This is a genomic window from Psychrobacillus sp. FSL K6-4615 (genome assembly GCF_038008225.1).
Classification (GTDB): Bacteria; Bacillota; Bacilli; order Bacillales_A; family Planococcaceae; genus Psychrobacillus; species Psychrobacillus psychrotolerans.
The window spans coordinates 1,736,612-1,758,072 of sequence record NZ_JBBOYQ010000001.1 but is presented as its reverse complement, the minus strand read 5'-3'; the positions used below and the strand labels follow the sequence as shown (position 1 = coordinate 1,758,072).

Below are 21,461 nucleotides of genomic sequence, written 5' to 3'. Positions count from 1 at the left end.
TCTTTTTTAAGTCGCAAGACCCTTTAGTAAGGCTTCAGCATATTTTTCTTATCCTCATCATTAAATACTAATACCTCATGAGAAGCATCATAAGAATCACCATAAAAATGTTCATCTTTATACGTGTGGATATTTTCATATGTCCATTTCATAGCTTCATAAATGGCATACTCATCTTGGTCTGTTGGGGACCAGTATAAAATTTCCAAAATGGTATTTTCTCCAGTTGCTAGAGAACGCCGTGAGTATCCTATGCGAGTAGCGTGTTTGAATTCTTCACGTGCATAAAATTTTAGACGCTTCTCAGAATCAGAGTCATCATAGTTAACAGGTTCTACTTCTAATAGTATGACCTTATTCTTTTCTTTTAATTGACTCAATAATTTCCGACCTAGGCCTTCTCCACGAGCTTCTTTAGAAACAAATAGATAGTCTACAAAAATGAAGTTTTCAAACTCCACGTACATCAATACATGCTTTGGTCCCTCGTCTTTTATATAGATATCTTCTTTATCCGTCAAAAGTGTTTCCATATGAACGCGAGATTTCATTTCATCCACTGGAAAATATTGATTAAGCTTTTCATACCAATTCATGTGTAATAGTTCTCCTTTCAAAATTATATTTTGCTCGGAGGTTTGTTTTAAATAGGAACAAGTTGCCGAAAAAAATCCTCGAGTATATTTATTCCCTATTTAAAGGTTCATAAACATGTTATAAGGATTCTTTTAAGAACTTTGCACAACCAGATGTAGCATCTTCCGAAGTAATCGAAGTGTTTCCTCTGAAAATTTTTCTAATGAAGACGCAGTGGCAGACTTTTTATCAAAGATTAAACGAAACAAGTTTAATTGTTCTTCTGTTGCTTCCCGATCATTCAAAAACAAATGTAAAACGTTGATACCAAGTTGCTCCTGCTCTAACACTGCTTCTGCTGTATCCATAATACCATTTTGGGCATAACCAAATGCAGAAGGCTCTCCATCTGAAAATACAAGTAGAAACTTATGAGCCTCTGCTCTATTTTCTAATCGTTTACCCATCCATCTGATGGCAAATCCGTCTCTATTGTCTTCATGTGCTTCCATGGAAAGAATATCCAAACCATTATCTTTTTGCCCATCTTCTAACTTGTGAATCCATTCAAATGCATTTGGTTGAGAGGTTTCCGTCGCTTCATAAGCATCTTCATAATGGAGGACAATTTCATGGGTAATTTTTAGTTCTCTTAATACATCATGAAATAGTAAAACAGCTTTTTTTGTTTCCTCCATTTTATCCTGCATGGAAGCTGATCCATCGACTAACAGACCAAAAACAGCATCTAATTGAATACTTGGCGCATTTTTTTTATAAAAGGGTTTTGGTCTTTCATCTGTCCAAATAGCCGTTAGCTTTGTAGATAACCTACCCTTTGTTAAGTTCGTACGCTTATCTACTCGCTTTTGTTCTAATCGTTTTTTCATTTCCTGTACAAATGCTTTTAGATAAGGTGCATGGTCTTGTCGATATTTGTATAGGAGATGTTGGTTTTCGGAAATACTCTTAATCGCAATACGCTTTTCCTGATACATCACATTTGTATGTTCTTTTCCGAAGGACTTACCAGCTTTTTTTAAGTCACTGGATTGGTCATTAGTGGACTGATCCACCTGACCTTCCTTGCTATTCCCACTTGATTGACCTTTACCGGTCATCGTAATTTCGTGCCCTTCCTGTCCTTCCTCCGCTTCTATTGCTTGTTGTGCTTTCCCATCTCTGCCGTGCTCTAGTTCATATTGAAGATGCACACCATTTTCTTGTTCATTTTCTCGGTGCCAGGTTCTAAATATCTCTTCAATCGTATCTTTTTCACCTTCCTCACCACGTTCTGAATCTTTAGCCCCTTGATGATAGTGAAAGTCTTTGGATGCTACCCGTGTGTACGATATAATTGCATAATATTGTAGCAGGCTATCCTCATTTATATATTCGTTTAAAAGAAAATATAGCTGATAGGCCAAATCAATAGATTGTTGAGTATTTTTAGATTCATATACTTTTTGAATGATACTATTTGTCACAGAAAATATATCTGGACCTGTTACATACATCGTACCTTCATACAGACAAATATATAAATAACTTATAAAAGCGTCCGCTAAAAAACCTTTTTGAACATTTACTCGAAGTTGCTGTTTGTGAAATTCTAAATAAGTATGAATACGAATTGTAAATACTTTTTGCGTACCTATTCTTTTTTTCTGAATCATTTCAACCATACGAAATTCTTCCAAACAAAATAGTAACTGATCCATGAATTTAGTTAAGCTAGTCGGTTTTTCCTCCTGAAACTGCTGCCATTTCATCACGTCAAAGGACTTCCAAAACCCTTCTGCCATCAAGAAAATGTCAGAAATTCTGCCTGCATGCATCACATGCTTCTCACGATGTCTCCAAAACACACTTAAGGAAATTATTTGATCCGCTGGTTGAAATTCGATCAGTTTACGCTCATTAATCGCTAATAATGTATTTTTGGTTAAAGCTTTAGCAACATTTTCGTAATGCATGAGTTGCCTAGCATCTATCGTTTCATTATTGAACTGTATAAAACGGTCAACTGAAGCCATTTATCTCCCTCACTTAATCCAAGTAGATGCCAATGCTAACACAAGCTGTTTTTCTTGGTCATCTTCAAGCTTTTCAGCAATAGCATAGGTAATCGCTCTGATTGGTTCCATATATAATGCCAGTTCAGTAGCATACAGTAAACTTCTAATGGAGGCTGCTTCTTCTGAGAGCATTCCTTGTTCTACTTGTTCCATTAAATCTTTTGCCAAATTCAACATAAGTATATGTAAGTCTTTCGGTGCTGTGGGGAACATCTCCTGCCATAGCTTTTCCAGATGCTCACCTGAAATATATGGAATTGAAAAGGTAACGAAACGATTTTTTAATGCTTCATTCATAGGGGTTGTACCTATATATCCTTCATTTATCGCTGAAATAACCGAGAAATCAGGATGAGCTCTTATCACCTCTCCTGTAAACGGGTTTGTGAGCATTCTTCTATAATCCAATACACTATGCAAAATAGGAAGTGTCTCTGATTTGGCCATATTAATCTCATCTATGTATAGAATATGCCCTTTCTTCATCGCTTCCACCACAGGACCATCTACAAAATCAATTTCGCTTAATCCACCCTTTGTTATAATTGTTTTAAAACCTAATAATGCCTCTGCATCTAGATCTACCGAACAATTTATACTTTGAATTGGCTGTGAAAAAAACTCAGAAATTGTTTCAGCCAACTTAGTTTTACCTGCTCCTGTAGGCCCTTTCAGTAATACCGGTTTTTTTAGAGATACGGCAATAAGTACATCTTCTAACAAATATTCTTCTGGAGATAGATAGCCTCCTGCTCCAATAAGAGCTGTATCTTGTGCTGAATGCACTCTGGTTAATCTCTTCAGTTTTTCTTCCATTACTAAATTTTTCATTTTCTTGTCTCCTTATGAAAAAAAACCGATGAGTTCACATCGGTTTTTTTATTGGAAATATTCCTTGTAGTAGCCGCCAATTTTTCCAGTGTTATCAATTACAAAGATAAATTCTTCTGTTTCATTTTTAACTTCATAAGTTTTCCCAACGGTAAGTACATTGCTCACAAGGAATTTTTTAGCATCTGTTTGCGTGCATGTCACTGTTTTAATAGTTGGCTTTGTAGCCCAATTTGTATGTATCATCTAACCACTTCCTTTATAACTAGTATACGTTTCAACCCAACTTTTTTCAATTAATGATTCTACTAAAAGAGGAGAAAAATTATACAGCTCCTCTTTCCTGCTGTAGTAAAGGAGAAAGTGCTAATAAATGGTCGATTCGAAATGTTCTTTTCGCTTTCTGCTTAAAACAATATGCGTAGAATATATCGGCTTCAACTCTAAGTAGCTTTACTTTACGCTTACTTATTTCACCTGCTTTGGACAAATATATTAACTCACACACCCATCCACGATGTAAGTATTTCACCAAATCATTACGCATATTCGTGCCCCCTTTTTAACACTATATGAGAACATACGTTTTAATAACACAATTAATCATCATTTTTTTATAAGATCTTTTAATTGTTTTAACACCATCGCAAAGTTGTCTTTTTCGCTGTTTACTCTAAAGTATTTAAAAGGATCTCCTTGCTTAGTTATGCGATCTAATACGGACGGAATCGTAAATGTATCAGGCTTTAAGGACTCTTTTACCTCCTCCCATTTAAGGGGAGTTGCAATAAGCCCTAACTCATTCCCTCTAGGGGAAAATGGAGCGACTATTGTTTTGCCTTCCTTATGTTGAACATAATCTAAATATAATTTATTGCCACGATTCTTTTTCAACCTTTCCGTAGTGAACCATTTTGGTTGCTGTTCCACTAAAAAGTCACATATAAATTTGGTGAATATACCTGTCTCCTCATACGTAAAGCTATCCTCGTCTAAAGGAATATAAAGCTGAATGCCTTTTCCACCTGATGTCTTCACAAACGAATGAAGGCGAAATTGATCAAATATTACTTTCATCTGTTGTGCGGCCTCCACTGCTAACGAAAACTCTTTAACAGAGGGTGGATCCAAGTCAAAAACAATCTCAGTAGGATTATTTGTATGTACCGTCTGAAAGGGAATATGAAATTCTAAAGCAAGCTGGTTACCTAACCAGAGCAATGTCTCTAAATCATTGCACATAATATAGTTAATATCGTCCATTTTCTTTGTCGCAACAAAATCAGGAACATAATCTGGACTATTTTTCTGATAGAAACTTTCCCCAGGAACACCATGTGGAAAACGAATAACTGTTAGTAGCCTATCTTTTAAAAAAGGCAACATATAGGGTGCTATACGTTGTAAATACATAAGGTAATCATCTTTTTGTATCCCAGATTTTGGCCAAATAGGTTTATCTGGATGAGTAATCTTTGTTGTTGGTGGTAAAGGGTATAATTGTTTTTGCATTTGTTCCCAACTACAATCCTGTATGTCTGTATTCAATTTAAACAAATGAAATCTTGGTTCTCTTAACTTTTTCCCATCAAAATCTATACATGCAATTTCTACGCAAATAGAAGGTTCTAACTCCCAAATATTATTGGAAAGTTGTGTTCCTTTCGTTTGAAATAATGTGATTAGTGTAGCTAACTCGACTTCGGATAGACCGTGACGAAACGTAACCACTTCTACTAAAAGGCCATTTTGGTAAACTACGCCGTGAAAAAAGCCATTACTTTTATCATATTTCGTTAAAATAATACTAATATATCTCCAGTTTTTTATTTTTAGCCACTTATTGGTCCGCTCAGCGCTATTCCATTTACTTTTAGTTTGTTTGGCTATCAAGCCTTCCCCATTATTCATGACAATCCGCTCCCACAATAATGGACTGTCTTCATAAACATTTATTGCCTGCAACCTATTTGTATCCTGATAATTTATAGAAACAGGAAGCTTTACTTTGTTAAATAATCGACTCAATTGCTGCTTTCGCTTCGTTAATGGAAGTTTGGTTAGGTCTTTACCTTTATATATGAGCAGGTCAAATACAACATAATGACACGTAAATATTTCTGCATTATTTTTAATAGTATCTATATTTTTCATTCTTCCTCGTAACTGAACTTTTGAAAAAACACTTTGGAAATTATTTACTAAATATACTAATTCCCCATCCATTGTCAGTGGTAAAAAAGGTTTGATTTTGTCATAAATTTCATGACAGAAGCTAATAATCTCAGGAAACATATTATTTAGTAATTTTCCATTCCTGCTTTTAAGTAATGGCTCTTTATCCCATTCTAGAATACATCGAAATCCATCATATTTAGTTTCGTATAGCCACTCATTTCCTATGGGCACTTCTGTTGAAGCGGTTAAAAGCATAGGCAACAAATTATTTCCTACTTCCTAGAGGTTTTTCTTTAGTCTTCATAATAATTCCTTTTTTAATACATATGAAGCGAAAATTATTGCTATCTTCTCATTATTTACTTTACTCACTTTTACAATAATTTTTAACATTACAACATTATTCATTTCATTGTTTCGGATCAAACGCTAGTATATAATGAATCTTCTCCTAAAATATAATCTATAAATTTTTACCCTTGTATAATATCAGTTAAATTGGCCTGATAGTCTCTACCTGGCAGCCACAATAAATGCCGGACTACAAGGAAGCATGAAAAAGAGAGATAAATAGTAAGGTAATTCAATTAATCATTTGCTTCATAATGTTTAGTATTACTGCGTATTTGTTTATGACTCTTATTTTTTCATACTTTCTGTCTGGTGACTGAAGGGATGAATGAATAAGAGTTTTTGTTTTGGGAAAAATAAAGTTGGAGTTGATTAAATGTTTTTTCTATTAAATATACTAGGTATATTTGTTGTCCTTGGCATCGTCTACCTTTGTTCGCCGGATAAAAAGAAAATTAAATGGCGTTCTATACTTACCCTGCTCGTCGCTGAATTGCTCATTACATGGTTTATGTTATCTACCACGATTGGGACATGGACAATTAACAAAATTGCTTCTTTCTTTACATGGTTAGTATCATCCGCAAATGCAGGAATTTCATTCGCCTTTCCATCTGTAATGGCGAACGACACTGTTGATTTTTTCTTTAGTGCTTTACTGCCTATAGTTTTCATTGTAACTTTCTTCGATATTTTGTCTTATTTTGGAATTATGACGTGGATCATCGATAAAGTAGGATGGGTTATTTCTAAAATATCTGGGCTACCTAAGCTAGAGAGCTTTTTCTCGATCCAGATGATGTTCCTCGGCAATACAGAGGCTCTAGCAGTTATCCGTCAACAGTTGGTCGTTTTAAAGGACCAACGATTATTGACATTTGGAATTATGAGTATGAGTAGTGTCAGTGGTTCCATAATAGGGGCGTATCTATCGATGGTTCCTGCCGAGTATGTATTTGCAGCTATTCCACTTAATTGTCTAAATGCCCTGTTATTAGCAAGTATTTTAAATCCTGTAGAGGTTAGCAAAGAAGACGATATTGTTTATGTTCCTCCTAAAGAAGAACGTCAAGATTTCTTTTCTACTATTTCAAACAGTATGCTTATCGGCATGAAAATGGTTATTGTAATTTTAGCGATGGTAATAGGGTATGTGGCATTAACCACTGCTCTTAATGGAATCCTGGGCTTCTTTATAGATGATTTGACAATCGAAAAGATTTTCGGTGTCATCTTCTTCCCATTTGCGGTTTTGCTTGGATTAGGCATCCAAGATGCGATGTATGTTGCATCGTTAATGGGGATTAAACTATCGACAAATGAATTTGTGGCGATGATGGATCTAAAAAACAACATCCAAGACTTAAATCCACATACGGTCGCGGTTGCTGTAACTTTCTTAACTTCATTCGCCAATTTTAGTACAGTCGGCATGATTTATGGTACATACAGCTCTACTTTAGGTGAAGAGCGTTCAAAAATCATCGGCAAAAATGTTTGGAAGCTTTTAGTAAGCGGAATGGCTGTATCGCTGTTAAGTGCGATGCTTGTTGGATTATTCGTTTGGTAGACAAGACAAATGGCTATCAAACAAAGGTTCATTGTGCTACTTAAAGAAAGCCTTCAGAGCACAGGAAATGTTCAAATAGGAAAAGAAGCTAACGACCTAGAAGTAATAGGTTGTTAGCTTCTTTATCTTCCTTACAAATCTTTGTTACGTAAAAATATCATTATCTAATACATAAAAAGAAGGCAAAGTATACATAGTAAGAAGAAAATGAAAAAGTGGTGAGCGCAATGCATACAGTTTGGAAGGGCAGCATCAGCTTTGGTTTAGTTAATATTCCGATAAAGCTTCATACAGCTACTGAAAATAAGGATATTAAATTACGTCAGCTCCACAAAGAATGTCATACACCCATTAGTTACGCTAAGGTTTGCGAAGGCTGTAAACAAGAAGTCAAAAATGAAGACATCGTGAAAGCATACGAATACTCCAAAAACAAATTTGTTATTTTAGATGAAGAAGAGTTAGAAAAACTGAAAAAAGAAAATGAAGACAAAGCGGTAGAGATAATAGACTTTGTCAAATTAGAAGAAATAGACCCAATATATTTTGAGCGTAGTTATTTTATGGCTCCTGATAGCGGTGGCGGCAAAGCTTATTCTTTGTTAAGAGAAGCATTACATGAGTCAGGGAAAATCGGAGTAGCTAAAATTATGATTCGTTCGAAAGAGCAACTAGCAATCGTACGAGTATACAACGAAACATTAATCATGGAAACAATTCACTTTCCCGATGAAGTTCGTAGTACTGCAGATGTACCCAATATTCCAACGGAACAGTCTGTAGTAAAAAAAGAACTCGATACAGCACTAATGCTTGTTGACCAGTTGACAACGACGTTTGAACCTGACAAATACACAGACGAATATCGAACTGCTTTAATGGAGCTAATAGAAGAGAAAAAGGCAGGAAATAATGTAGTATCGACAACTGAAAAACAAACAGAATTACCATCCAATGTAACGGATTTAATGTCTGCTTTACAAGCGTCTCTTGACAAAACGAAAAAGAAAAAACCTGCACCAAGAAAAAGAACGCCAAAAGCAAAAACGTCCTAAACAGCAAGTTCTCTAGCCGGGCAGCTCCTAAAGGGTCTGCCCATTACATGAGTACAGCAGCAAAAATTTTAGATTGTAGGGATATTAATATTGATGCATTTCTACAATCCCATTAATCGCTACGAAAGCATTTATGTCAATTGTCTTTATAAGTGATCTAAGTTCAGGTTCTTCCAACCTATTAATAAAACAAATGACTATTTCGACTTGTTCATTTGTGTGGCCTACTTCACCAGCTATATATGTAACCCCTCGACCTAAATGAGCATGAATTGCATCACCAATTTTCCGGGAGTGATCGCTAATAATCATAATGTTTTTAGATTCATCAAAACCAGCTTGTACCATGTCAATTACCTTCATAGCTATAAAGTATGCTATAGCCGAACATAAAGCACCCTTTAGCCCATAAATTAGCATGGCAAATGAAAATATTAACACATTAATACTCATAATAACTTCTCCCACGGATAATGGGAATTTCTTCGCAATTAGTATTGCTAAAATTTCTGTACCATCTAAGGCACCACCTTTACGTAAAACAATACCAATCCCTAAACCGATCATAATACCACCTAATACTGCTACTAACATGGTATCTCCTGAAATAATAGATGGAATGTGATGCAACAAGCTTGTAGACATTGATAGTGCTGTGATACCAATAACTGAACTAAAAGCAAATGACTTCCCAAGTTCCTTATAACCTATAAATATAAAGGGAATATTTAAAACAAATAGGAATAAACTTAATGAATATCCCGTCATATGAGAAAATAAGATAGAAATTCCCGTAATCCCACCATCAATTATATCGTTTGGGATCAGTACGGCTTCTAGTCCGATAGCTGTGATTAGCGCTCCCAATATAATAAATAATACACGACTTATTCTTTCAAATGTAGTAATAGTCTGTCCATTTCTTATTTCCAATCGGCTGGACTCCTTTTATAGCTGAATAAAGAACATCAAAACACTCCTAATTTTTATTACTCTATAAATATATGTTAGTTCATTGTCTTGTTATGCTGCTTCTGTCTAGCTATAAAATAAACTATTCTTAATATGTATTTTTTGCTGTATACCTTATTATTATACAAAAAAAGACTCCCAATGATGAAGGGAGTCTTTTAATATTAGCTATTTAGTAATAGGTCTTCAGGACTTTCAAGTAATTCTTTAACAGTTTTTAAGAAACCTACTGAATCCTTGCCATCGATTACACGGTGGTCATAAGATAATGCAATGTACATCATTGGACGGATTTCAACTTCATTTCCAACAGCGATTGGACGCTTTTGAATTGTGTGCATTCCTAAAATACCAACTTGTGTACCATTTAGAATAGGTGTTGACATTAATGATCCGAATACTCCACCGTTAGTAATAGTGAAAGAACCACCTGACATATCAGAAAGAGTTAATTTGTTATCACGAGCTTTTTTAGCAAGTTCTCCAATATTAGCTTCGATTTCTGCAAAGTTTTTACGGTCTGCATCACGAACGATCGGAACTACAAGACCACCTTCTGTAGAAACAGCGATACCAATATCATAGAAGTTATTTTTCACAATATCTGTACCATCAATTTGAGAATTTACATACGGATATTTTTTAAGTGCTGCAACTACTGCTTTTGTAAAGAATGACATAAATCCAAGACGCACATCATTTTGTTCAAAGAATTGATCTTTTTTACGTGAACGAAGTGCCATAACATTTGTCATATCAATTTCATTGAAAGTTGTAAGCATAGCTGTATTTTGTCTTACTTCTAATAGACGTGTTGCAATTGTTTGACGACGACGAGACATTTTTTCACGAGTCGTACGACCATCATCTTCTTTTGGAGCACTAGCTGTTGGTGCTGGTGCTGCTTTTGCAGGTGTAGGAGCCGAACCATGAGCAGAAACGTCTTGTACACGCACGCGACCCATAGGATCTACTGGTGAAATCTCACTTAGGTTAATGCCTTTTTCACGAGCTAGTTTACGAGCTGCAGGACTAGCAATAGTACGGTCTTGCTCAGATGAAGTTTCTTCTGCTACAGGCGCTGCTTTAGGAGCTTCCGGAGCTTTAGTTTCTTCTTTAGCTTCAGGTGCTGCTGTTGGTGCTGATGTATTTGAACCTGATCCAGCTCCAACTACTGCAATTACTTGCCCTACTTGTACTGTATCTCCTTCAGCTGCTAGAAGTTCACTAACTACTCCAGCCTCTTCGGAAATAACTTCAACGTTTACTTTATCTGTTTCAAGTTCTACGATGAACTCACCTTTTTCAACTGTATCACCTGGTTGTTTTAACCATTGTGCAATGGTACCTTCTGTAATTGATTCTGCTAATTCTGGAACTATGATGTCTGCCACTTAAATTTCCTCCTCTAGTAATCCTATCTTATAAGCTTTTTAAAGCTTCTTCAATAATACGTGCTTGTTCTACTTTATACGTATCTCCATCACCTTCTGCAGGACTTGCTCTATGCACACGACCTACATAAGTAATTTCTTGATCTTTTGCTATTTCTAATAGATATGGTAGAGCAAAGTTCCATGAACCCATGTTTTCTGGTTCTTCTTGAGCCCAAACAAGTTGTTTGGCATTTGGGAAACGAGAAACAATTTGTTGAATCTTTTCTTGTGGGAATGGATACAGTTGTTCCACACGAACAATATGAATATGATCGAAACCTGCACCATCTTTTACTTTGTCTGCTAAGTCTATTGCAAGTTTACCACTAACAAAGATAATTTTCTCTACTTTGTCTGTTTGTTGGCCTAAACCAGGTTGCTCCACAACTGTTTCAAATTGACCAGTTGTTAAATCTGCTACATCAGCTCCAACTAATGGATGACGTAATAATGATTTAGGTGAAACAATGATTAACGGACGAATAGCATCTTCCTTAAGCATTTTTGCTTGTCTGCGTAAGATGTGGAAATAGTTAGCAGCACTAGATAGATTTGCAACTGTCCAGTTATTTTCAGCCGCTAATTGTAAGTAACGTTCTAAACGAGCACTTGAATGCTCAGAACCTTGGCCCTCAGCAGCATGTGGCAATAGCATAACCAAGCCTGATTTAAGACCCCATTTAGCTCTAGCCGAACTGATAAAGTTATCAAACATAACTTGTGCCATATTTGCAAAGTCACCATATTGAGCTTCCCAGATTGTTAGTGAGTTATTATCCTCTAAGTTATAGCCAAATTCATACCCTAATATTGCTGCTTCTGTAAGTGGACTATTATGCACTACAAATGAAGCGTTTCCATCACTAATCGCATGAATTGGCGTTAATTCAGCACCAGTTTTTTCATCATGAAGAACTAAATGTCTATGAGAGAAAGTCCCACGTTGTGCATCTTGACCAGATAAACGGATAGAATTTCCTTCTTGTAAAATTGTTGCAAATGCTAATGTTTCTGCATGGCCCCAATCCACTTTCCCTTTCCCTTTGAACGGTTCTTCACGACGCTTCAATATTTTTTCTAGCTTTTTGAAAGCATTAAAGTCAGCTGGCCATGTAAGTAGCTCTTCATTGATTTTAGCAAGCTTACTCTCTTCTACCCCTGTTTGAATTTCTGGCATACCATCTAATACAACTTGTGGTATAACGATATCATGTACAGTAGATGGTGGAAGTTCTTTCACACGATCATAAGCTTGTTGCATTTCAGAGAAAACAGACTGGTCTAATGATTTCACATCAGAATTCTCCATTAAGTTTTCCGCTACTAACTGCTTGCCGTATAGCTCACGAACAGTTGGATGCTTATGAATAGAATGATACATGGTTGGATTTGTTACAAGCGGCTCATCCATTTCGTTGTGACCATATCGACGATAACCTAGTAAGTCAATCACAATATCTTTTCCAAATTTTTGACGGTATTCATGCGCAAATTTTGCAACCCCAATTACTGCCTCAGGATCATCCGCATTCACATGAATGACAGGTACTTCGTAACCTTTTGCTGGATCAGAAGAATAGTTAGTTGATCGAGAATCATAATGTTCAGTAGTAAAACCAATCATATTATTAGCAATAATATGGATAGAACCACCTGTTTGATATCCACGAACTCGACTATAGTTCAATACTTCTGTTACTACCCCTTGACCTGGGAAAGCTGCGTCTCCATGTACTAAAATAGCAAAAGCCGCATTTTTATCTTGAACAGGATAACCGGCCGCATCTGTTGTTTCTTGTGCAGCACGTGTTTGACCAGTAACAATAGGACTTACTACCTCTAAATGGGAAGGGTTATACGCAAGTTTTACTGTTAAACCTGATTGAGAGCGATAGCTTGCCCCTTTATGGTACTTAACATCACCAAACCAACCTTCCGAAAGTTCAAGTGAACCATCCTTCGGTAAAAATGATTCAGTAGGAACATGTGCAAACTCTGCAAACATCATTTCATATGGTTTATTTAGGACATGAGTTAATACATTTAGTCGACCACGATGAGCCATACCTATATTTACTTGCTTTGTATTCGTTTTATTGGATTGACGAACTAATTCATCCATTAATACAACTAATGAGTCTAAACCTTCAATGGAGAAGCGTTTAGCTCCAACAAACGTACGATGGATGAACTTCTCAAATCCTTCGACTTGTGTTAAACGTTTAAGTAATTGTTTTTTGTCTTCAGCTGAAAGCTTTTCTCTTATAGCACCTTTTTCAATCTTTTCTTGTAACCAAGTACGTTCTTCCGTATTGACAATATGAGCAATTTCAAACGCAATTTTATCTGTGTACATAGAACGCAAATATTCTATTGCTTGTAAACCATTCATTATATTGGCTGGAGCATTTTTAATAAGGAAAGAAACGGGTACTTCTCGTAAATCTTGCTCAGTTAAACCATAAGTAGTTAAATTTAGCTTTGAATCTTCTTTTGGTCCATCATTTAATGGATAAATATTAGCCGTTAAGTGACCATGATTCCGAATGGCATCTGCTAGTTGAATAGCATTAACCACTTTTTCAAAGTTATTAGGCTCTACAATAGGTGTATCAGGGCTGTTTGATGATGATGAAGCGGGCATCTTAGGTGCTCCATATTGCTTAAACAACTCTACTAATTCAGGATCCACATCGTCCGGAGACTGTAAAAATACATCATACTGCTCCATCACATACCCAAGGTTCGGACCAGAAAAAGCTGACCAAGGTGTTTGATTGTTCGACATTTAGAAAAACCTCCAACATTTTGTGCCTTTTAGGCATTTATCATAAATACATTTAAGTGGATAAAAAGTTCTAGAGTAATACATGTAAAAAATACACGCATATACCTCTCTATAGTTTACCACTCTTTTATATAGTCTCAAACTATCCTTATATAAGAACAATTTTTCCATCTCAATCTTACTACTATCGGGAAAAAATACAATGGTTTTTTTCAAAAAAATTCAGTAATTCGTCATATTTTTTTTACAATGCTACTGAATGATTATTCACTTGTTAATTTAGGGAATAAAATGTAAAATTTTGTCCATTTTCCTTTTTCACTATCCACAGAAATGGTTCCCCCGTATTCATTTACTAGACTTTTTACTATACTTAATCCCAAACCAGATCCACCTCTACGTTTGGTTCTAGCTTCATCAACGATAAAGAAACGCTCGAAAATTTTAGGTAACAATGTTCTTTCAATACCTACTCCGTTATCTTCAACTGTAATCTGGACATGGTCCATATTACAAATAACTGTTGCTTTAATAAATGGTTTCTTGTCATTATATTTTATCGCATTTTCTATTAGATTACGCAGAATTTGCTCAAGAGCTGTAGGCGGAACAGGAACTTTTACTTGCATTTCTCCTTTAATTTCAATTATCGTCTCCGGTGATAGATGGAAGTAGTTTTGTTGCAACTCATGAAGCACAGATATTACGGAAGTAGCTTCCTTCATCGTATGATGCTCATTTTTTGCTAATTTTAACATTTCCTCGATTAATAACTTCATTTTTTGAATTTCTGTAAGCGATATTTCTAAAGACTCATCTAAAATGGCACGCTCTTCTTTTCCCCATCGATTCAACAATGATAAATGTCCTTCCACTACTTGTACTGGGGTACGCAATTCGTGAGATACATTATGGATAAATTCATCTTGTCTCGAAATGGTTGTCGATACTTCATCCATTAGTTCCTTATAAATCTTCAAAAGCTCTCCGATTTCATCTTCATTGTTGTAGACGAAACTGCCTGATTTAGAAAACTTAGTCTGTTTTGCAAGCTGCATTTCATCTCGTAATTCTTTAATAGGTTTCAACAAAACCGAAGACAACATATACCCTACTAAAGCCGAGAGGACAAGCGCAATTAGCGCAAATATTCCCATGGCTATTAATATATAATTCATGAGCTGAGAAAAGCTATCTAAACTATGAGAGATTTGTACGTATCCTTTAAACAAACCAAAGTCTAATTCCTCCAGTTTATGAAAAGTTATATGACCATTAATTTCTTCTCTAATAAATTCCTCTGTTTGAAGTGTAAATGACTTTGGAAAATCACTGGCATCATTGATTCTTAGAATTTCAATACCATCGTTATTCAATACGCGAATGGATTGTTGTTGATTGACCAGCTGATTGAGTAATGTTCTGTTTTTTTGAATGTCTTGTATGGAGATGATTGGACCATTCGATTGAAAAAAGTGAGTAACCTCATCCAATGTATTTTGAGCAGTTTTCTCCTCCGAAATTTGCAGCCAATTAAAGAGCGAAAAATATAAAATAATACACATCATAAGGAAACTTAAAAATATAGAAATTGCTGAGGCATAAGTCCACTTACGTTGTAAAGTCCATTTTTTCATCATCTCATCACATATCCTACGCCTCTAACCGTTTCAATTAGGGCTGCAATTTCGGCAGGAAGTTTTTTTCTCAGATGCCTTATGTATACATCCACCACATTTGTTTCTACCTCTACATCATAGCCCCATACTTTTTCCAAAATGGTATCTCTAGTCAATACCATATTAAAATTCTCCATTAAATACACCAGCATATCGTACTCGGTTTTTGTTAACTCAATTTCTTTTCCCTCATAGAAGACCTGATGCGCTTTTTGCTCAACAGTTAGTCCCTTAATCGACAACTCGTTTTTCACTTTTTCTTCAGATGGCTCTATTCTTCTCAGTACAGCTCGTATTCTAGCTAGTAATTCCTCAATAGCAAAAGGTTTTACAATATAATCGTCCGCACCTGACTCTAACCCAGAAACTCTATCTATAATTGCATCTCTAGCCGTGATTAGAATAATAGGAGTACTTTTCTTCCTACGTACTCTTCTGCATATTTCTAAACCGTTTAAATTTGGTAACATAACATCGATTAACATAAAGTCATAAGTATGATTAAGTGCCAAATCTGCCCCTTCCCGTCCATCATGAGAAACAGTAACTTGAAAATTTTCATGCTTTAACTCAAGTTCCACAAATTTAGCAATATTTACTTCATCTTCTATTAAAAGAATATGTTGTTGCGTCATATCCTCAGCCCCTTCCATTTTGGTTTTATATTGTATAGCATAACCTAAATCAAGAAAAAACCGTTCCATTATGAATGAACGGTATTGGAATATATATAATTGTTTTTTCCATTCTTCTTGGCTATATAAAGCGCTTGATCTGCATTATCTAAAAGCTCGTCTACTGATGAGCCATCATCTGGGAACATAGCAACTCCTATAGAAGAGGTAGGTGAAAAGTAAAAGTCATCTATTGTCCAGCCTTTACGCAAGTTTTCTTGTATAGATTGAACAATTTTATCCAAACCATTGCTTCTGCCATTTACATAGTCGTTGATCTGATCAACAATTATGACAAATTCGTCTCCACCGATACGATATACATTAAACTTATAGTCCAAGCTTATTTGAAGCTTTTCAGCGAAATAAGTTAGAAACTGATCCCCTATATCATGCCCATATTGATCGTTTATAGCCTTAAAATTATCACCATCTATATATAGTAAGCCTACATTCGGAAACGCTGAACAAGCGGAAGAAATATATTCAGGAAGATCTTCATAAAAGGAACGTCTATTTGGTAGACTAGTTAAACTATCATGATAAGCCATAAACTTTAGCTGGTTTTCTAAAGCTCTCTTTTCTGTTATTTCACGAGATACTATAACAAACGACTTTTCCTTACAATCGTCTACTGTACTCTCCACGGACGTCACAGAAGTATCAGTCCAAATCGACTTTCCATTCTTTTTTTTAAGGAGAAGTTCTAATCGAAAATTATCTAACATTTTTATCTTGGAGAAACTCACAGCTTCCGTTTGATCAGCGATAAGATTAAAGTAATAACTACCAAGTAACTCTTCTTTATCGTAATTTAAGATAGTTTCATGACTAGGTGAGGAATAAAGCAAGTATCCATCCGCATCCGTAATAGCAATTAAATCATTTGAATGCTCCGTGATTAACTTAAAGTAACGTTCAATATTGCGCAATTCCTTTAACATACGATTCTTTTCCGTGTTATCAAATTGTACCGTTAAGAACTTTTCAATTTCCCCTAAATCATCTTTTTTAGGAACAACAATGGCATTTACCCAGAAAAAAGAGCCGTCTCTCGTTCGATTACGTATTTGACCATTCCAAATATGTCCATTACTGATGGTGTCCCACATGTCCTTAAAAAAAGATTCATCATGATAGTTAGAATTTAACATGTGAAAGGATTTCCCGATTACTTCTTCCTTTTTAAACCCCGTAGTCTTTTCAAACAAATCGTTTACTACTTCAATTATTCCTTTTTGATTGGTCATGGCAACAAGTGCAACTTCATTGATAGCTTCTCGATATATCTCTAAAAGATAGGTAGATTCTCTTAAATCTTGTGTTCGTGAAACTTCTCTAGTCATTGCGAGAATATAGGTGTACCCATTATCAAAAATAGGAATAACAGTTGTTTCGTTAATATGTGTTCCATTTTGTACACAATGATGATCTTGGTAGCAAACAGACCCTTTTTGAGCACACGCACGATTATATTGTTGAATAATCGTTCTGGTATGAAATTCACTAAAGCATTCATCTAAAGTTTTCCCTATCGGATTCTCTGAGAATAGTTCAGCTGCTTTTTTATTAATAAACTCATATACATAAGTAGAATCTTCTTTTCTCATAACGAACACATATTCATCAGATAAATCATATAATAAATGGAATTGAGTATGGTTTAAAAAGGACTTAGACATCTATTTTAAAAGCTCCAATCGAGTTCTATACTTTGCTATATTAATCATATGTATTTATGTAGAAACTTACAAGTATCTTTCATCTATTAATTGAAAAAATTTTTACAAAAATTTAATTATTTTTAAAATACTTTCTACTATGCAAAACCAAAAAAAATTAGTATATTATTAATGCAAATAATTTTATAAGGCAAAGTTCGCTTTGCCGAGGGAAGGCAAATGGTGCGCCACCAGTTTTGAGCTGGTCCTAGTAGGTTCGATTCCTACCCCGAAATTTTTTATGCACGTTGAAGTGAAAAATTTCAGGGGAACTAGGATGACTATGCTCATTTATGGGTTCTTTTAGGGGGCGCTTTTTTTGATAAAAAAACGAGATTTATTTGAATGTACATCTCTTTATGAACTAATGTCAGATCCAACCATTTTGCCTTTCGTACGTCAAAAAGCAAATTCTGCTGACGAATATTGGTTTATGACCAAACAGTTAATGGAAGAAGAAGAAAAAGGCACTGTTATTTCTCGTACCATTATTAGTGATTTTGGCCAACCAATTGGCACTATAAATCTGTTTGATGTAGATGATGGAGCAGGATTTTTAGGCACTTGGATTGGCAGTTCGTTTCAAGGTCTCGGCTACAATAAAAAAGCTAAAGAACAATTTTTGCAGGAAATTTTCTTTGAATTAGATATACAAACTGTTTTTTTACGTATTCGAAAAAGTAATAGTAAAAGTATTCGTGCAACAGAAAAACTTAGATATGCATTAAAAGCTAATGAATCTCATCCTTCTATCTATGCAGAGGTTAACAAGACAGAAGAAGTATTTGATCTTTACTATATACCGAAAGATTTGTTCCACTTAGTACTAATGCAACAAGAAAACGAAGAAGAACAAGCAATGTAAAAAAACTCCCGTCACTTTTTGAAGTGACGGGAGTTTTTTATTTTTGGTAAGTTAATAATAGGTCAACAAATTGTTCAGGCGTTTTAGAAGCATTAACCTCGAACATTCGATCAATCATTTCTTCTTTTTCATCTACAAGTCGATTAAAAGAGTCCATAAAAGTTGTAGCTGTAAGATCTTCCTCTTCTAATATAGTAGCAAATCCTTTTTTCTCAAAATATTTAGCGTTTAAAACCTGATCCCCTCTACTCGCATGAACGGATAAAGGAATAAGTAACATCGGTTTTTTCAGTTCCAAAAACTCAAATATAGAGTTCGAACCAGCTCGGCTAATTACATAATTAGATATTTTCATTAAATGTGGTAATTCATTGGTTACATATTCAAAAGCGATATAGTTCGGTTTCCCGACTAATAGCTCATCTTTATTGCCTTTTCCACATAGATGAATAACTTGAAATCTTTTTGTCAATTGCTCAATATTCTGTTTGATTACTTCATTGATCTTTGCAGAGCCTTGACTACCACCCATGACAATAATTGTTTCTTTTGATGCATCGAAACCAGTTAACTGTTCTGCAATTTTTTCATCACCATGAAATAAATCAGGACGCAGTATCGCTCCAATAGATGAAGCCTTGTTTGCCGGTAAATGCTTAATTGTCTCTTCGAATACAGTAAAAATATGTTCTGCAAATGACGATGCAATTTTATTGGCAAGCCCTGGAGTTAAATCTGATTCATGAATGACAACTGGTATATTGGAAAGCTTCGCTGCCAGTACAACCGGTACAGATACAAAACCTCCTTTAGAAAATACAACAGAAGGCTTTACTTTTTTTAGCACAGTAATGGCCTGCATTGTTCCATACAACACTTTAAATGGATCAGAAAAGTTTTTTATGGAAAAGTAACGTCTTAACTTCCCATTAGAAATTGGGTGATACGGAATATTAGGGAATTTATCCCCGATAATTGTTTTCTCTATTCCATTATAAGAACCAATATAATGGATATCGTATTTTTTCTTTATTAACTCGGGTATTATGGCTTCATTTAACGAAACATGACCAGCCGTCCCTCCACCCGTTAATACTATTGTGTTATTATTCATTAATAATCTCCTAACTAATTTATAACTTTAAAGGATGTATGCCAACATGCACGAAATGAGAACTCTACCAGAAAAAAGTAAGTATATGATTAAGATCGTTTTACCCATATTAATCACGCAAATTGCACTCTATTTGATGACCTTCTTTGATATCCTGATGACAAGTAAATATAGCATTACCCATTTAGCTGGTGTTTCTATTGGTTCCTCTTTATGGGTACCTGTATATACCGCCTTAACCGGTATATTAATAGGCATTACGCCAATTGTAGCACAATTAATCGGAGCAAAAAAGAAGAAAGATGTACGTACCTTTGTTCATCAGGGTTTTTATATTGGAATATTGCTTGCAATCGTTGTTTTTGTAGGTATTTTCCTAGTCATTGACCCTGTATTAAATTTAATACCTCTTGAAGCTAGTGTACGCATCGTAGCAAAGAAATATTTATTGATGTTGTGCATTGGACTAATTCCGTTATTTTTGTATAGCGTTTTGCGGTCGTTTATCGATGCATTAGGGAAAACAAGAGTGTCTATGTTTATCATCTTAGTATCTGCTCCCATTAATATTGTCTTAAATTACCTACTTATTTACGGTAAATTGGGCTTACCAGAGTTAGGGGGAGTCGGAGCAGGACTTGCCTCTGCGATTACATACTGGCTTATATTGCTGATCGCCATTATTATCGTACTTCGGAGTAACCCATTTGCAGAATTACAAATCTTTCACAGATGGACTAAACCCTCTTTAGTGAAAATAAGGATGCTCATGAAGATTGGAGTGCCGATAGGTTTATCTCTATTTGCAGAAACCACTATATTTTCTGCAGTTACCATTCTAATGAGTGTATATTCAACCGAGGTTATTTCCGCTCATCAAATAGCGATGAATTTTACTTCACTGCTTTATATGGTTCCTCTTAGCATTGCCATGGGGGCAACTATACTAGTCGGTCATGAAATAGGGGCAAATCGATTCGCTGATGCTAGGACCTATAGTTGGTTGAGCGTTGCAACAGCAATTTGCTTTAGCTTAGTTTCTATTTCGATATTGTTGTTATTTAGAGAACAAATAGCCTCTGTATATACGAATGATAAGTATGTAATCGAATTGACCGTTCAGTTTTTCTTCTTCGCCGCATTGTTCCAATTGTCTGATGCGATTCAAGCGCCTGTCCAAGGAGCATTACGTGGTTATAAAGATGTGACGATCACCTTTATTATGGCGATTATTTCCTATTGGATTATTGGCTTACCAACCGGTTATATTCTAGCCAATTATACGTCGTTTGAGCGCTTTGGTTATTGGATTGGATTGATTGTAGGATTAACTATAGGGGCTATAACACTTACGATAAGACTTGTTTATTTACAGAAGAAAATGAAGTAAAAGTGCACAGCTCCGATGTATATCCCTAAGCTTCCACTTTTCCCAAGTCAATATCCACGAATAGTAAGTAACGTGTGGAGCAACGTTTGTGAACCTTCAGTGAACTGCAAGTACTGTTCGAATAATAAAACGATACTCAGACAAATCAAATCACAGCAAACTACGCGCCAAATAATACATACA

The 21,461-nt window shown here is 35.3% G+C and carries 17 protein-coding genes and 1 riboswitch; of the genes, 4 read left to right on the top strand and 13 right to left on the bottom strand.

What is annotated here, in order from left to right; genetic code table 11:
- Positions 1-23 precede the first annotated feature (23 nt).
- The 6 genes from MKX53_RS08525 to MKX53_RS08500 form a co-directional block, all read right to left on the bottom strand.
- Positions 24-596 (bottom strand): GNAT family N-acetyltransferase, encoded by a 573-nt coding sequence (locus tag MKX53_RS08525; protein ID WP_093534344.1) that lies wholly within the window; start codon positions 594-596, stop codon positions 24-26.
- A gap of 132 nt (positions 597-728) precedes the next feature.
- Positions 729-2,612, bottom strand: coding sequence for a vWA domain-containing protein (locus MKX53_RS08520; protein ID WP_093534346.1), 1,884 nt, complete (start codon positions 2,610-2,612; stop codon positions 729-731).
- A gap of 9 nt (positions 2,613-2,621) precedes the next feature.
- A complete protein-coding gene (locus MKX53_RS08515) occupies positions 2,622-3,485 on the bottom strand; it encodes an ATP-binding protein (protein ID WP_093534348.1) in 864 nt (287 codons plus the stop codon).
- Between the two features lie 48 nt (positions 3,486-3,533).
- Positions 3,534-3,731: a DUF6501 family protein gene (locus MKX53_RS08510; protein WP_093534350.1), complete on the bottom strand. Its 198-nt coding sequence runs from the start codon at positions 3,729-3,731 to the stop codon at positions 3,534-3,536.
- A gap of 79 nt (positions 3,732-3,810) precedes the next feature.
- Entirely contained in the window at positions 3,811-4,032 is a 222-nt protein-coding gene (locus MKX53_RS08505; protein ID WP_340769115.1) for a transcriptional regulator, read from the bottom strand.
- 59 nt (positions 4,033-4,091) lie between these two features.
- Complete coding sequence (locus MKX53_RS08500) at positions 4,092-5,927, bottom strand: DNA ligase D (RefSeq protein ID WP_340910610.1); 1,836 nt, start codon at positions 5,925-5,927, stop codon at positions 4,092-4,094.
- A 195-nt stretch (positions 5,928-6,122) separates the two neighbouring features.
- Positions 6,123-6,227, top strand: a riboswitch (purine riboswitch).
- A gap of 163 nt (positions 6,228-6,390) precedes the next feature.
- Between MKX53_RS08500 and MKX53_RS08495 the strand changes: the two genes are divergently transcribed.
- The gene (locus MKX53_RS08495) at positions 6,391-7,584 is read left to right on the top strand and encodes a NupC/NupG family nucleoside CNT transporter (protein WP_340910609.1); all 1,194 of its coding nucleotides are present in this window, start codon (positions 6,391-6,393) and stop codon (positions 7,582-7,584) included.
- A 227-nt stretch (positions 7,585-7,811) separates the two neighbouring features.
- A complete protein-coding gene (gene ku, locus MKX53_RS08490) occupies positions 7,812-8,639 on the top strand; it encodes a non-homologous end joining protein Ku (protein ID WP_093534358.1) in 828 nt (275 codons plus the stop codon).
- A gap of 84 nt (positions 8,640-8,723) precedes the next feature.
- Here ku and MKX53_RS08485 read toward each other — a convergent pair whose 3' ends face one another.
- The 6 genes from MKX53_RS08485 to MKX53_RS08460 form a co-directional block, all read right to left on the bottom strand.
- Positions 8,724-9,572: a YitT family protein gene (locus MKX53_RS08485; RefSeq protein WP_340910605.1), complete on the bottom strand. Its 849-nt coding sequence runs from the start codon at positions 9,570-9,572 to the stop codon at positions 8,724-8,726.
- A gap of 203 nt (positions 9,573-9,775) precedes the next feature.
- The gene (gene odhB, locus MKX53_RS08480) at positions 9,776-11,005 is read right to left on the bottom strand and encodes a 2-oxoglutarate dehydrogenase complex dihydrolipoyllysine-residue succinyltransferase (RefSeq protein ID WP_093534360.1); all 1,230 of its coding nucleotides are present in this window, start codon (positions 11,003-11,005) and stop codon (positions 9,776-9,778) included.
- Positions 11,006-11,033: 28 nt separating this feature from the next.
- The gene (locus tag MKX53_RS08475; protein WP_340910603.1) at positions 11,034-13,835 is read right to left on the bottom strand and encodes a 2-oxoglutarate dehydrogenase E1 component; all 2,802 of its coding nucleotides are present in this window, start codon (positions 13,833-13,835) and stop codon (positions 11,034-11,036) included.
- Positions 13,836-14,098: 263 nt separating this feature from the next.
- On the bottom strand, positions 14,099-15,475 hold the full coding sequence (locus MKX53_RS08470; RefSeq protein WP_340910601.1) for a HAMP domain-containing sensor histidine kinase: 1,377 nt from the start codon (positions 15,473-15,475) through the stop codon (positions 14,099-14,101).
- Positions 15,472-16,149 carry a response regulator transcription factor gene (locus MKX53_RS08465; protein WP_340910599.1) on the bottom strand — a complete coding sequence of 226 codons (678 nt, stop codon included), beginning with the start codon at positions 16,147-16,149 and terminating at the stop codon, positions 15,472-15,474. The genes MKX53_RS08470 and MKX53_RS08465 overlap by 4 nt, the downstream gene beginning before the upstream one ends.
- Positions 16,150-16,217: 68 nt before the next feature.
- Positions 16,218-17,870, bottom strand: coding sequence for a diguanylate cyclase domain-containing protein (locus MKX53_RS08460; RefSeq protein ID WP_340910597.1), 1,653 nt, complete (start codon positions 17,868-17,870; stop codon positions 16,218-16,220).
- 358 nt (positions 17,871-18,228) lie between these two features.
- Here MKX53_RS08460 and MKX53_RS08455 point away from each other — a divergent pair, with 358 nt between their 5' ends.
- On the top strand, positions 18,229-18,774 hold the full coding sequence (locus tag MKX53_RS08455; RefSeq protein ID WP_340910595.1) for a GNAT family N-acetyltransferase: 546 nt from the start codon (positions 18,229-18,231) through the stop codon (positions 18,772-18,774).
- A 37-nt stretch (positions 18,775-18,811) separates the two neighbouring features.
- Here MKX53_RS08455 and MKX53_RS08450 read toward each other — a convergent pair whose 3' ends face one another.
- Positions 18,812-19,888, bottom strand: a complete 1,077-nt coding sequence (locus MKX53_RS08450) for an undecaprenyldiphospho-muramoylpentapeptide beta-N-acetylglucosaminyltransferase (RefSeq protein ID WP_340910593.1) — start codon at positions 19,886-19,888, stop codon at positions 18,812-18,814.
- A gap of 46 nt (positions 19,889-19,934) precedes the next feature.
- Between MKX53_RS08450 and MKX53_RS08445 the strand changes: the two genes are divergently transcribed.
- Entirely contained in the window at positions 19,935-21,278 is a 1,344-nt protein-coding gene (locus tag MKX53_RS08445; RefSeq protein ID WP_340910590.1) for an MATE family efflux transporter, read from the top strand.
- Positions 21,279-21,461 lie beyond the last annotated feature (183 nt).

Coding starts and splice junctions, on each gene's coding strand:
- MKX53_RS08525 (WP_093534344.1), bottom strand. CDS start 596: ATGAATTGGTATGAAAAGCTTAATCAATATTTTCCAGTGGATGAAATG.
- MKX53_RS08520 (WP_093534346.1), bottom strand. CDS start 2,612: ATGGCTTCAGTTGACCGTTTTATACAGTTCAATAATGAAACGATAGAT.
- MKX53_RS08515 (WP_093534348.1), bottom strand. CDS start 3,485: ATGAAAAATTTAGTAATGGAAGAAAAACTGAAGAGATTAACCAGAGTG.
- MKX53_RS08510 (WP_093534350.1), bottom strand. CDS start 3,731: ATGATACATACAAATTGGGCTACAAAGCCAACTATTAAAACAGTGACA.
- MKX53_RS08505 (WP_340769115.1), bottom strand. CDS start 4,032: ATGCGTAATGATTTGGTGAAATACTTACATCGTGGATGGGTGTGTGAG.
- MKX53_RS08495 (WP_340910609.1), top strand. CDS start 6,391: ATGTTTTTTCTATTAAATATACTAGGTATATTTGTTGTCCTTGGCATC.
- ku (WP_093534358.1), top strand. CDS start 7,812: ATGCATACAGTTTGGAAGGGCAGCATCAGCTTTGGTTTAGTTAATATT.
- MKX53_RS08475 (WP_340910603.1), bottom strand. CDS start 13,835: ATGTCGAACAATCAAACACCTTGGTCAGCTTTTTCTGGTCCGAACCTT.
- MKX53_RS08470 (WP_340910601.1), bottom strand. CDS start 15,475: ATGATGAAAAAATGGACTTTACAACGTAAGTGGACTTATGCCTCAGCA.
- MKX53_RS08465 (WP_340910599.1), bottom strand. CDS start 16,149: ATGACGCAACAACATATTCTTTTAATAGAAGATGAAGTAAATATTGCT.
- MKX53_RS08460 (WP_340910597.1), bottom strand. CDS start 17,870: ATGTCTAAGTCCTTTTTAAACCATACTCAATTCCATTTATTATATGAT.
- MKX53_RS08450 (WP_340910593.1), bottom strand. CDS start 19,888: ATGAATAATAACACAATAGTATTAACGGGTGGAGGGACGGCTGGTCAT.
- MKX53_RS08445 (WP_340910590.1), top strand. CDS start 19,935: ATGCACGAAATGAGAACTCTACCAGAAAAAAGTAAGTATATGATTAAG.